This is a genomic window from Pseudomonas sp. LBUM1658 (assembly GCF_059716055.1).
Genome location: NZ_CP166798.1, coordinates 3468625 through 3482294 on the forward strand (window position 1 = coordinate 3468625; position 13670 = coordinate 3482294).

Consider the following 13670-nt stretch of genomic DNA (forward strand, 5'->3'; position numbering starts at 1 on the left):
TCCCCTCTGCCCACGAGGTCGCTGGCGCAATACAGGCGGGCCTGCATGCCCGACAAATAGCAATGTAAAATTTCTTGCAAATGGGCTGCGGCCTGCTAAGCCTTAATTGGACACACTGAACGGCGGATCGCCCTTTGGGTGCGATGCGCTTTGCGGATCGACAGTACGCCTTCCTGCATCTCTCCTCTCGCGGGGTGCAGTCGATGACCCAAACGTTGTTACCAGCAGTGCTTCGGCGGCTTCCCGCCGTGACTTATCGTCGGTCCGACCGCAAGGAGGTCGCCCCATGAAGCGTGCGCTGCTCGTTGTCATTCCCTTCGTGGTGTCCCTCCTCATTGCCATCCCGCTGACCGCGGGCACGCCGTCGCCTGCGGTCGCGCAGGCGACGGCCGAAACACGCAGTGTGCACGCGCAGGATGCGCCCTACTTTGCGGCTTGTGCACGCGAAGGGCTGAACGAATCAGAATGTGCCGGCCGTCTGATCTGGTTCAAGGCCACGGCGGGCAACGACCGTTTCCATACCTACGTCTTCCAGCAGCGCGTCGGCGTACTGATCGATTGGTACCGCGTACTGCGCAGCGACCAGCGCGGCGACCGCTTCCGCGCCTGGGGCATTATCAACGATCCGGCCTGCTGCACACCGGGCTCGCCGGACTGCCCGGCGAAGAGCCTGGATGAGACCTATGGCATGGACTGGTGCCCGGGCGACGAGGAGCTGCTCGGCTTCGTCGGACGCAGCGGCTATACCGATCCCGCATGCGACTTCCGCGACGCGCTGCTGAAGGATGGCGATGTGCATGGGCCAGACGACCAGCGCCAATCGGCCTGCGATCTGAAATTCGGCACCTCCACCGGCGCGCTCGGCATTCGCAAGTTTCCCAACCCGCGCTTCGACAAGGCGGGCTGGCAGCGTCTCAACGACAGCCCCGGCAGCTGGGAAGGCTACAACCGGCCGATTGCGGCCGCCGGCGCAGGCGAGGCGACACGCTCGCACCTGCAAGATGGCGCCATCGAGCCGCCCTTCCTGATAGGCACCGCCTGCGGCTCCTGCCACATCGCCTTCGATCCGCTGAACCCACCCGCCGACCCGGCGAACCCCAAATGGGAAAACATCAAGGGCCTGGTCGGTAACCAATACTCGCGCATCTCGGAAATCATGGTCTCGGGCATGCCCTCAAACACGCTGGAATGGCAGATGTTCGCCCATGCGCGGCCCGGCTCCAGCGACACATCGGCGATTCCGACCGACCAGCTGAACAATCCGGGCACTATCAACGCCCTGATCAACATCGCCAAACGGCCGACCTTCGCTGACGAGCAGGTACTGAAATGGCGCAAGGTTGCCTCCTGCGTCGACGACCCGGACGAAACCCGTTGCTGGTGCGAACCGGGACGTGACGGCAAGTGCTGGCAGAAGTCCCTCGCGAAGGACACCGTGCATCACATCCTGAAGGGTGGCGAAGACTCGATCGGCGCGCTCGAGGCGATCCAGCGCGTGTATTTCAACATCGGCTCGTGCTCGGAACAGTGCTGGATGAACCACCTCTCTGACCTGCGCCAGATCGATCCTCAACAGCGCGGATTCGGCCAGACGCCGTTCAACATTGGCCAGTGCCGGCGCGACTGTCCCAACTTCCGCGCCATTGAGGACCGGCTGCCGAACATCCTCGATTTCTTCATGTCGGCCGAAGCACACGTCACCGATCTGCGTGTCGCACGCGAAAACCAGCTGCGCGCCACGACACCGGACGCCCGCTATACCGAGCAGGACCTGATTGACGCCCTTGAACGCGAATTCGGCGACAACGCGGTGGCGCGTGGCAGCCAGATCTTCGCCAACACCTGCGCGCGCTGCCATTCCAGCCAGCCAGAAGCGGCGGCCGGGCAGTTCGCCAGTCTCGACTTCCACAAAATCGACCTCGGCAGCGGCATGCGCGAGGATTGGCTGGGCAACGACCGCAGCACCCCGGTCTCCGAAGTCGGTACCTTCCGCTGCCGCGCGCTGCACTCCAATCACATGGCCGGCCACATCTGGCAGGAATACGGCTCAGAGACCCTGCGTGCGCAACCGCCCGACCCCAACGTCAGAGAGCCCGGCGACGGCGGGCGCGGCCACTATCGCGGCATCTCGCTGCTCAATCTGTGGGCACACGCCCCCTTCCTGCACAACAACGCGCTCGGCCCCGAGCTGTGCGGCAAGCCGCAGCATGCCGCAAACGACTTCTACGCGATGCGCCCGCGCTACGTGGACGGCAGCAGCGTGAAGCTGCTGCCCGCCGAGCAGCAACCGGCCTGCTTCGAATACGACCCCAGCGTCGAGGGTCGCTACCGGCTGTACAAGATGTCGATGCAGGAGCTGCTAAACCCGGCGCAACGCATTCCGAAAGTAACCTTGCTGAGCGAGGATGTCACCCTGCGCATTGGCCCACGCCTGTGGGACGGCACCGCGAAGGAAAGGCTGCTCGGCTTCGAACTCACCATCCCGAGCGAAATCGACGGCCGCGGCGTCACCGCTGGCACCATCGGTAACTTCCAGCACAAGCGGTTCATCGTCGATCTGGTGCGCGCCAAGACCGCGCCGCAGGAGCTGCAGGCGAGTCTGGCCCAACGTTTCGGCGAGGACACCGGCGGCAAGGTGCTCGCCGACCTGAAGGTAATCACCGGCGAACTGATCGGTAAGCCGAATGCGTTGGTGGCGGCACTGAAGGCACGCCCCTATCTGATCAAGCAGATCTACAGCAGCTGCACCGCCGAGATCGAAAACGAAGGTCACCGCTTCGGCGAGGATCTGTCCGAGGCCGACAAGAAGGCGCTGATCGCCTTCCTTGCCACCTTGTAAGTGCAAGGGGAGCCGCCATGAGGATCGCCACCTTCGCCATCTGTGCCGCCATCGCCCTCGGCGGATCCGGCTGCGGGTTTTTCGATCTCGACAAAAAGCCCCCAAACATCGCCTTCGCCCCCTATGGCGAGGGCTATGCCGAGAAACCGGATTTTGCCCAGCTCGAATACCAGCACCCGCTGTCACCGGAGGATCTCTACAAGATCACGCCGAAGAACCTGTCTTTTCTCGATCAGGAGCAGATCGACCAGATCTATGCCCGGCTGTCAGCCGGGCCGATTCCGGACGGGCCTTTCGAAGGCGATCTGTTCTTTGCGCGCGGCGGCAGCGGCAAGCTGCGCCTGTCGGAAATCGCCGGCGGTGGGCTGCGCGGGCTACTGGTGAATGTGGCCGGCCACAAGCTCGACCTGATCGGTGAAACCCTGTGGAAGGGCAAGGTGTTCTATCGCGACGAGCGCCTGCTGCGCAATCGCATCGAAGATCTCGGTACGCTGAAGAAGCTCGGACTGGTCGAGGAAAGCGCTGACCGACCGCTGCAGTCCATCAAGGTTAACGGCAAGGATCAATGGCTGTTGTTCCCGGCCAAGCTGCACTGCGGACAAAGCCTGCTCGACAGCCGGCGCGAGTCGATCATCATCGACTACGCCTTTACCGACGAGCTGCCGGGCTACCGCCGTCTGCCGGACATGATGGCCGGGCGCGACGGCTTCGCAATCCGCGACGAGATCCGCATGGTGTATCCCGGTTTCTATCTCGGCCGCGCCTACATGGACCGCAGCTTCGTGGTGAATTTCGTGCTGTACAACGAGGAGATCGCCAAGCGCACCCGCGATGCCTTCATGGAGCGCGGCGAGGTACAGGAAGATTGCTGGACTGGCACGCAGATCGCTCGCGCTCCGGGGGGCCAGTAACCCGAAGCGTCGCTCCCGCGAAATGAGAGAAGCAGCGAGTTTTGCGGCAGCCTTGATAGCCAGGTCCAAGACCGCGTCAGCCGACCGCGATGAACCCAGGCCCGCCGCGGATAGACAGGGAGCAGCGCTGGGCATGGCGGGAGCAGCGGATGATGGTCCGAACGGCATGGCAGACGACGGCGCTGGCGCTGCTCGGCTGGCTAGCGACGCTGTCGGTCATGGCCGGCGAAACGCCGGTCGCCACGCCGCTGGCAGCGGTCGAAGCGCCGGGTGAGCCCCTGCCGTCGGCCGGGCGCTCGTTGTTCGATATCCTGCTCGGTCCGCCCGGGCCGACGGGGGAGGCAGTGGTGCCCTTTCCATTCGCGGCCCTGCTCGAGCGCATCCGTGCCGAGTTGGATGCGAACCAGGCTTCGGGAGGATTGACCGTGGTGCTGATTCCGCTTGGCCGATCGTTGCAGCGCCCCGCCGTGGCGGACATACAGGCGTTTCTCCAGCCGCGCGTAGTCGCCGCCGTCACGGGCGAACCACCCGCCGCTGCAGCGGCCGGCCACCTCTACCTCAAGGACCGCCTGTATATCGGCTACCACGAAGGCGCCGCTGCGCTAGAGGTGATCAGCTACAACGAAACCGCTGGCCGCTTCGAGTTCCAGGTCGTACACAACTATCGCGCTGACAATCGTCCCACGCTGGGCTACGCCAACCGCGCGCTGTGCCTGGCCTGTCATCAGAATGCCGCGCCGATCTTCTCGCGCGCCTCCTGGGACGAAACCGCCGCCAGCCCGCCGGTGGCTGCGCGCCTCGCAGCCACCGGCCAACCCTATTACGGCATCGCCTGGCGCCACGGCGTTGACTTGCCGGATGCGATCGACGCCGCGACTGCCCGCTCCAACCTGTTCACCCTCGCCCAGCGCCTGTGGCGCGAGGGCTGTGCCGCGGCGACCCGCGCGCAGGCCATCGCCTGCCGCGCCGAGGCTCTACGCGTAGCGCTGCGCTACCGACTCGGCGGCGGCCGCACGATGACGCTCGACACGCCGACCGCCCGGCGCGATCTGCTCGAACCCCTACTGACCCATTGGCGTGCACGCTGGCCGTACGGCCTGCCCTTACCCGACCCGCAACTGCCCAACCGTCAGCCGTTCTCCGCCATCGACCTTTCCGGCACCGTCACTGCTGCGCTACCGAGCGGCCTGGCCGCCCACCGCATCGCCGACATCGGCGCCGCGTTCGACCCGTTGGCGCTGCGCCCGCCATTGGCAATTTGGCGCGGGCAAGATAGCGCCGACGTTGCCCGCTTCGTCCACGCCCTGTCACTGTTCTTCTCGCAAACCGATATCCGCCTGTTGGGCCGGAAACTCGCCACCGCGCCCGATGCGCCGCTACACAGTGTCACCTTGATCTGTCGCGAACGCGTGGGCACAGCGCGGCTCGATCTCGACTGCGACGGTGCCGAGGGCAGCCGCCTGCTGGCACGGCTCAGCCTGCACGGTGGACTCATTGCCTCGGGCAGCATCGACCGCCTGAGCCTGCCAGGTGCTGACCATAGTGGCCCGATCAAACTCGGCCACGGCACGCCGCGCGGAGACGCCGCAGACATCGGCTTCACCCTCGGCGAGCACGCCGCCGGTGTGCGCAGTGCCCGTGGCGAAGGCATCCGCAGGCTGTGGCTGACGCGCGCGCGCGGCGATACGCCGGCGACCGCCAGACTCGAACTGGTGGCGGATCTCGCCCCGCTCGACGCCGCTATCGACGCGCTGGCGCAGGCCACGCTGGCTGGTGACAGCGATGCCTTCGACGCGCACGCGCTACGCCGAGACGCGCTGCTGCCCCCCATATTTGCCCGGCTCGGCGTTCCTTTACCGGTAGGCGAACAGCCCCCGCTGCCGCCGGCGCGGCTGGCCGATGTCGCGTTCATTCGCGACATGACGGCGGCAGCGGACCTGCGGCCTTTCGTCCAGCAGTGCGGTTTATGCCACAGCTCAGCGAGCAGATTTCCGCCAGGGTTCCTGCACGGCGACGACAGCCGCGTGCGCGCCAACCTGGCCGACTGCGCCGAACGCATGCTCTACCGCTTGCAGATGAACCACTTGACGACCGCCGCGCAGCTGAAAACACCGATGCCGCCACCGGCCGCCGCCCATGCTCCCGGCTTCGCCCAGTCCGCCGATCTGCCGGCGATGCTGAGCACACTGGAAACCCTGACGCGCGCGCGCGGGGGCCTCGCCGGCGAAGCTGTGCTCGAGCACCCCTACCCAAGCTTGGCACCTTGCGTCCCACCCATTGACCCGGATCGAGGAGAACGCAGGTGACCGACCCATCCCGCCACCCAGCCCTGCTACGCTGGTCAGGCCGAGCGTTCCTGCTGTTGCCCTGGATTCTACTGGTGCTCGGCGGCCTCTACGCCGCAGTGCGCTTCCTGCCTGATGTTCCGGTGCAGTACAGCGACCCGGTGGAGCACTTTAAATACGGCTCCACTGGCGGTGAGCGCGAATCCGGCTTTCCCTATTGGATCTGGCAGGCCCTGCCTCAGGTCTGCGCCGACGATCTGCCTGGCGGCTACGCCTCGCTCGGTCTGATCTACGAACCCGGCCGCGACCTGCCGGTCGGCGTGTCAAAGCGACGCAATCTCGGGCTGGACCGCGTGTTCCTGAACTGCGCGGCATGCCACACCAGCACGGTGCGCGATGCAGTCGACGGCGAACCGCGACTGATCGTCGGCATGCCGGCTCACCGCTTCGACATCCGCGCCTTCGAAACCTTCTTCTTCAACTGCGCCGCCGGGCCGAAGTTCTCCAGGGAATTCATCGTGCCGGAGATCGACCGCCTCGCCGGCGGCCTCAATCCTCTCGACCGCTACTTGGTCTATCCGGTGGCAATCGCGCTGATGCGCGAGCGCCTGCTGATGCTGCGCGGGCGCTTCGAGTTCGTCTTCGACCAACCCGAATGGGGCCCGGGCCGGGTCGATACCTTCAACTCAGCGAAGGTGCTGTTCAACTTCCCGATGATGCAGTTACCACCGCAGGAACTGCTCGGCGCCTCCGACTTTCCGTCAATCTGGAACCAGCGCAAGCGCATGACGCGCGACGACGGCGAGCGCATGGCGCTGCACTGGGACGGCAACAACACCCATACCGAGGAACGCAACAAGAGCGCTGCCTTCGGCACAGGCACCACGCCGCCGACGATCGACCTCGCCGCCATCGGGCGGGTGGCAGACTGGCTGTTGGATCTGGCGCCGCCGTCCTACCCCTACCCGATCGACCACGCGCTGGCGGCACGCGGTGCGCCGCTCTACGCGCAGTACTGCGCCGGCTGCCACGGAGCTAGCGGGCAGGACTTCAAGGGCGCGAAGGTCGGCCACGTGACTGCGCTCGCACAGATCGGCACCGACCGCGCGCGGCTCGATTCCTACACCCGCGATCTTGCCGTCAACCAGGCCACGCTGTACGCCGGCTATCCGCACCGTTTCCGTTATTTCCGCAAGACCTGGGGCTACGCCAACATGCCGCTGGACGGCGTCTGGTTGCGCGCGCCCTACCTGCACAATGGCTCCGTGCCGACCCTGCGCGACCTGCTCGAGCCGTCTGTCGAGCGGCCGATCACCTTCATTCGCGGCAACAATGTGTACGAGCCGCGGCGGGTGGGCTTCGTCGCGGATCTTCCGGCAGCCGCCCCGTCGGCACGCGCGTTGGCCGATGGCCCGCGCCTGCTCCTGTTCGACACCCGTCAACCCGGTAACAGCAATGCCGGCCACGAGGGACGGGACTACGGCACCGAACTGCCGGCGGCCGACAAGGACGCCCTGATCGAGCATCTGAAGACCTTCTGAGCCCATAGGAGAACGATCATGAAACCTGCCTTCCGCGCGCGTGACCCGGGCCGCCATGGCGGTCCCGACTTCGCGCGCAACCTCGGCCGCAGCCTGCTCGCCGCGCTCGTCGTGCTGCTGGTACTGGGTGTCGGCGGCGCGGCCTTCACCTGGTACAAGTTCTTTCGCGAGGAGCCGCAACCCGAATGGATCACCAAAGATCCGGACATGCGCTTCAAGTACGGCTCGATCGGCGCGGAACGCGACGCCGGCATCCCCTACTGGATCTTCTACGTGCTGCCACGCCTGTTTCCCGACAAGCTGCCCGGCCCCGGCGGCTATGGGTCGTTCGGCGTGGTGTGGGAGGAAGGCCAGGAGTTGCCGGTGGGGTTCTCGAAGAAGGTCGTCGGTTTTCCGCGTGTTGCCAACAACTGCGCCGCCTGCCATACCGCCAGCTATCGCACTGATGTCGATTCCGCGCCGGTCTTCGTGCCAACCGGGCCGAACCATACGCTGGACCTGTGGGCGTTCTTCCGCTTTCTGGTCGACTGCGCGAAGGACCCGCGCTTCAACGCCGACAACCTCATGGCCGAGATCCGCCTGGTCACCGATCTATCCTTCATCGACCGCGCGATCTACCGCTACCTGCTCATCCCAATCACGAAAAAGACCTTGCTTGAGCGTGAGCAGCAGTTCGCCTGGCTCTACCGCAAAGACTTTCCATCCTGGGGGCGCGGGCGCGACGACGCCATGAACCTGACCAAGTACTTCATGATCCGTTGGCCAATGGATGACAGCCTCGGTCCCACCGACATGCCCTCGCTGTGGAACCTGAAGAAGTATCGGCCGGAACAGGGCATGCGCATGAACTTCGCCGGGGACAGCCACGATGCATACTCGGTCATCATCGACTCGACGCTGGGGCTGCTCGGCGCCGCACCAAAGGACAACGACGAGTTTCTCGCCCAGGTGCACTGGCTGCAGGACTACGTCTCGAACAAGCCGGCACCGAAATATCCTTTCCCTGTGGATGCAGCGAAGGCCGGGCGCGGCAAGGCGGTGTTCGACAGCACCTGCGCCGCCTGCCACGCCTCGGCCCGTACCGGCACCGTAGTGCCGCTGGCAGAGGTCGGCACCAGCCGCGACCGCCTCGACACCTGGAGCGAGAAGGCCGCCATCGAAGCCAACAAGGTGGTGACGGAGATGGGCATCGAGCGCCCCGGCCTGGTCGAGGAGCCACTGCGCGGTTACATCGCCGCCTTCCTTGACGGCATCTGGCTGCGCGCGCCTTACCTGCACAACGGCTCCGTGCCGACGCTGCGCGACCTGCTCGAGCCGCCGGCGCAACGCCCCGCCATGTTCTGGCGCGGCTATGACGTCTACGATCCGATCCGCGCAGGCTTCGAAACCCAGAGCGGGGAGGCCAAACGCATCGGCACCCGCCACGAGGTCAGTGCGAAGGGCGGTGGCAACCAGGGCCACACGTTCGGCACCGGGCTGCCGGAGCAAGACAAGGACGCCTTGGTGGAATACCTGAAAACATTATAAGGCAGTTGCCCAATGCCCGAATTCACTACCGACGGCGCCGGAGCGACGCGTTATCGGCTGTCCCCGCCGCCGGCCGCAGGCAGAGCGCGCCAGCGGCTGCTGCTCAAGCTGGAACTGCCGGAGCGCCTGGGCAAGGTGTTCACCGTCGGTACGGTGAGCGTGCGTGTCAGCGGAACAGACGATGGCAGCGTGCCAGTGCTGCGGCTATACGGGCTCGGCGCGGGACCGCTCGCGGTAGGTTCGCTCGACCGTGTTGTGGCCCATGCCCATTTCGGGCGAGTGAAGGACGCTGTGGAAGCGATTGCCCCCGGTACGCCGGACGCTTCAAAGCAGACATCGAAGTATCCGCCCTCCTCGGCCCATTGTGCCGTGCGCGCGGTGTGGCAAGTTTTGAGCACTGACTTACACTGCGATACACCCAATGCGAACGAATTGTTCAACGGATCGATAGATCCCACGGCATTCCGGGCATCACGTAATGATCTGGGTGAAGCCAACATGAAAACGGTCACGGCCCTTTTCTCCTGTCTGCTCGCTGCCAGCGTGTGCACGGCGATGAGCACCTGTGCAAATGCTGCGTCCCCTTTGCCAATCCTCAAGACCAGTTTCGACTGCGCCACCGCAAGGGCATCCGTCGAAAAGCTTATCTGTCGCGATCCGCAACTGACGCAGATGGATATCGAACTGACGCGTCTTTATCGCCTGGCGCTCACGGATCAACGTTCAGTACCTCCTCCAGACAAAGTCATGATCGACCAGCAGTTCTGGATCGAGGCCCGCAATCAGTGTGCCTCCGAGAAGGAACCCAAGGCGTGCACGATCCGAAGTTATGCCGAGCGCGCGCACCAGCTACGCCAAGGCTCGGCAATCGTGAGAACCAAGGATCCAGACAGACTCACCGAAGGCCCCCTGGCTTTTCGTTGTACAGGGTTTGACCCGCTGATTGCCGCTACCTTCTTTAACACGCAGCCTGGTGTCCTGTACCTGAAATGGGCGAACACCTCGATCACCCTGAGCCAGGTGCAGAGTGATTCAGGAGCCCGATACCTCGGCAAGGATTACCAGGGAAACTACAGCTTCTGGCAAAACGGCAACGTGGTCCTTTTCCAGAAGCCAGGGTCAGGGGAAATGAGTTGTACGGCCGAGCCGGTCGGCTGATTTCTCTGGCGCAAGTACGGTATACACAATTTCCGTCAGATCGATCGTGAAGAGTGAAGTCGGCTCGGCTAAATCATTCCTCATCAGCGTTGAGACCGCTGTAGTCTCAACGTCATTTACAGTCCCTGGATCATCGGCGAACTACTGACCACGCGCAGTGCCAATCCTTCATAGGCATCCAGCGTGATGGTGAATTCGCCCTCAGGTGTGAGATCGCCTTCGACCCGCTCATTGATGATGTCGACCACCGGCCCCGGGGCAATATTGGGCAGATGCAGGGTTTCGGTGATCGGTGTCGAGCCGAAATTCAGCGCGGTGATTTGTGTGCCTTTGCCAGCCGGTAATTCGTGGACCATGATCAGCAACCCCGAGTGCTGGACATCCGGAATCAGGATCTGGCGACTGGCCGCGATATCGTAGGCGCGGCGAACAGCAAGGATTTTCTTCAGCTGCGAGGCAAACGAATCCGGGTCTTTCAATTGACTGGTCAGGCTGCCGTACAACGTTTTCGGGCGTGGCATCTGACCCGCCGAAAAAGGCGCGTCCGGATTGAGATCAACCAGATCGTAGGCACCGCGATGAATCCAGCGCGTATCGCCGTCGAGCATCAAATGCGCGACCTGTTCTGCCGGCAACGGCAGTGCGCCCACAAGGTCCCAGCCAGACAACGCGAACACCCCCGGTTGCATCGCGTTGTACATAACCAACAGCAAATGAATCTGGCGTATCTGTTGAATATCCGCGGGGGTAATCGCATCGAGGTCGCGAATGCCGAGCGCTGCCGTGATGATGCTGGCGGTGGTACAGGACACACCGTTGGTGACAAATTTCAGGTTATAGGGGGCGTGCTCTCCGGCCAGGCGTTCGTACATCTGCTCGCGGATGTGCTCGCGCAAGATGTTGCCGGGAAAAGTCTGGCCCTGGTAGAGGAAGGTGTCATGGGCGTGCAGGGTCCAGAAATGCACCAGTTCAAGGGTCAGTTCGTCATGGTTCTGCAAGGCATGGATCAGCGAGCCCGGATCGATGCCGAGGGTGTGCATCTGACGCAGCATCAATCGCAGAAATTCGGTATCGCCCATCAGCAACGCATGCTGGTAGGCGGGTCGGGTGATGAAGTCGTACGAGAGATCGGCACCGCCGTGGGACATGGCGGCGATATCGTCAACGGTCAGGTTCAGTTCCTGAAAGCTGAAACCGCCGGCCTTGCGAATCGCGCCGGCCAGCAACTGGTTGCCGGTGATCGATAACGGATGGCTTTCAGACCAGGCGGTGCCGTCGAGTTTGCGTTCTACGCCGAGAAATCCGTTGGCGTCCAGACGTAGAATTTTCGCACCCATGACGTCGATGGCGTGCAGCGCGTCTCCGATGATCATCTGCTGCGCGGCGAAGGTCGGGTCCAGCCAGTTCAACGACGGCTGCCCCTCCTTGAAGTAATGCAGGTAAACCCAGCGTCGCGGCTTGCCATCGACGCCCACCACGATCGGTGTCGCACTCCAATCGGTTTCCTTGATCCCTGGCTCAAAGAAGATCACCCGTTGTAGTTGGCCTACGATGTAATGCCTGTCTCGCAGAACGTCTACCTGCTGCGGACTGAGGTTCTGCGCATCGCGCCCCTCTGCAATATCGGGTAGCAGCGTCCAGTCCTCTTCGCGGATTTCCACCATGTGGTAGAGCCCCGGATAGTCTTCATACGCCATTTCGGCCAAGCGAAAATCCGCGCCTTTGCCAGTATGAGACGGGATGACGTCGTCGATGATGACCGCATTGTGCGCAGCGGCCATACGGGTCAGCGCCTGAAGCTGCGCCTCGGTGCCCAGGTGCGGGTCGATGTCGAAACTGATGCGATCAAAATTGCCGTCAATCGTGGGAGTGCGTTCGATGCCCTTCAGGCCGCCAGACATTTTCAGCGGGCCATTGTGAATAGCCTGGATACCGATTTTCGACAGCGCATGCCATAAGGTTTCATCTCCCAAGGCCTCCAGCACGGTGCCATTTTCGCTGGTAACAATGGACGCCGGATACGCGGTGAACCACACCGAAGCCAGGGCCGAAGCATCACGGGGCCGAGTATGAGCATAAGGCTGTTGCCACATTCGACCTTGCCCAGAGTAGAGTTTGGCCCGCTGCCTTGCGGCATGAAGCATCGATTGCTCAACCAGCCATTCCACATGGTTTTTCTCAGCCGCCGTCATAAAAACAATCACCTGTTGTCATGAAAAAAACTCCCGGCCATCCCATCTGTACCTGCACCAATGGCACCGCTCGTTTTTATATGAGGCCATGAAGTGGCATTCGTTGCACTTGCGATCCTGCTCGATGCGCAATGGGCTACGTAAAAACCGCTTTCAATCTCCGCCGCACAGTTTTCCTCTTCAACATTTGCAGGGGGCTTTTCAACAGAATCGACCATAAGATGCCTATGAGCGAGAGAATTGATTTCCTCTGGTTATAATGAAGTAAACACAGCAGCAACTGTGCAAAACAGCCCAACTTGATCCAAGCTCAATTAATTCCATATGCCGTTATGGTCAGGAACGATGACCACACGCCAAGCGACTTCTTGTGCTTGGCGCCTGACTTGAAGGAATGCCAGGAGAGCGTTTTCACCTTCGAGTCCTGCCAAAAGGAAATGCCGCTATGAGCCCGATCTCTTCAAAAAAAGCGCAAAACTCCCCATGGCCTGAATCTATCGACCTTAGCGATCAACTCTTCGTTGAAGCCGAGCTCAATCGGTAACCCGAAATGAATTTAAAAGGCTTCGTCGCGCTACTTGTTGTCTTGGGCACCCTGTGGCTGGCCACGGCCTTCGGGGTTGTTCGCTGGCTGCTTGAAGAACCGGTTACTGGCGCTCCAGCTGCAGTGAGCTCTCCCAAGTTCCTTCTCCAGCTCAATGAAGTGACAACGCCGGAAAACCCAGCGCTCTAAGCTGATACACCGACACCGCCGTCATGGCCGCCCTGGCCTGGGGCCTGAATCGCCCCGGACTTACTGCCACGACTACTGGACAGGTTTGACCGATACCACATCGAAATACCTGAACTTCTTCTTTTTAGCTTCACTCTTGGCCTCTTGTTCCGCGACAAGCGTGCTCAAGGTATTCGCCTCATAGATAAACACTTCTACGTCGCCTTCAAACTCTTTGGTAACGTGCAGCGTAACCCGAAGCTTCGGCGAAAGAGGTTTAGCAACCGATCGCGGCTTTGGGTCAGGCAGTGGCTTTGATACGATCACTGGCTCCTGTTTTTCCGGATGCGGCTGTGGATCGGATGGGTTTGGGGAGCCAAATAGCGCCAAGCGCATCTCTTCCTCACTCAGTCCTGCGCTCATATGGATTTCTCGTTACTAGAATAAGGAATGGGACATTCTACACAGTGCAGCGAAATTTCCAGCCGTCATGGTGCAATCCGCT

The 13670-nt window shown here is 62.5% G+C and carries 9 protein-coding genes; 7 read left to right on the forward strand and 2 right to left on the reverse strand.

The window, feature by feature from the left end:
• The first annotated feature begins 286 nt into the window (after nt 1–286).
• The 6 genes from ACA064_RS15865 (at nt 287) to ACA064_RS15890 (ending at nt 10261) form a co-directional block, all read left to right on the forward strand.
• Nucleotides 287–2839 carry a hypothetical protein gene (locus ACA064_RS15865; RefSeq protein WP_497668957.1) on the forward strand — a complete coding sequence of 851 codons (2553 nt, stop codon included), beginning with the start codon at nt 287–289 and terminating at the stop codon, nt 2837–2839.
• Nucleotides 2840–2856: 17 nt separating this feature from the next.
• Nucleotides 2857–3750, forward strand: a complete 894-nt coding sequence (locus tag ACA064_RS15870; RefSeq protein ID WP_497668958.1) for a hypothetical protein — start codon at nt 2857–2859, stop codon at nt 3748–3750.
• 149 nt (nt 3751–3899) lie between these two features.
• On the forward strand, nt 3900–6056 hold the full coding sequence (locus tag ACA064_RS15875; protein ID WP_497668959.1) for a hypothetical protein: 2157 nt from the start codon (nt 3900–3902) through the stop codon (nt 6054–6056).
• Nucleotides 6053–7576, forward strand: coding sequence for a c-type cytochrome (locus tag ACA064_RS15880; protein WP_497668960.1), 1524 nt, complete (start codon nt 6053–6055; stop codon nt 7574–7576). Before ACA064_RS15875 ends, ACA064_RS15880 begins: the two co-directional genes overlap by 4 nt.
• A gap of 18 nt (nt 7577–7594) precedes the next feature.
• Nucleotides 7595–9103: a c-type cytochrome gene (locus ACA064_RS15885; RefSeq protein ID WP_497668961.1), complete on the forward strand. Its 1509-nt coding sequence runs from the start codon at nt 7595–7597 to the stop codon at nt 9101–9103.
• A gap of 498 nt (nt 9104–9601) precedes the next feature.
• Entirely contained in the window at nt 9602–10261 is a 660-nt protein-coding gene (locus ACA064_RS15890; RefSeq protein ID WP_497674254.1) for an MliC family protein, read from the forward strand.
• 116 nt (nt 10262–10377) lie between these two features.
• Here the strand turns inward: ACA064_RS15890 and treS are convergent, their stop codons facing one another.
• Nucleotides 10378–12453, reverse strand: a complete 2076-nt coding sequence (treS, locus tag ACA064_RS15895) for a maltose alpha-D-glucosyltransferase (RefSeq protein ID WP_497668962.1) — start codon at nt 12451–12453, stop codon at nt 10378–10380.
• Between the two features lie 550 nt (nt 12454–13003).
• On the opposite strand from treS, the gene ACA064_RS15900 reads away from it, so the two are divergent.
• On the forward strand, nt 13004–13186 hold the full coding sequence (locus tag ACA064_RS15900; protein WP_497668963.1) for a hypothetical protein: 183 nt from the start codon (nt 13004–13006) through the stop codon (nt 13184–13186).
• Between the two features lie 72 nt (nt 13187–13258).
• On the opposite strand, the gene ACA064_RS15905 is transcribed toward ACA064_RS15900, so the two are convergent.
• Nucleotides 13259–13588 carry a hypothetical protein gene (locus tag ACA064_RS15905; protein ID WP_497668964.1) on the reverse strand — a complete coding sequence of 110 codons (330 nt, stop codon included), beginning with the start codon at nt 13586–13588 and terminating at the stop codon, nt 13259–13261.
• Nucleotides 13589–13670 lie beyond the last annotated feature (82 nt).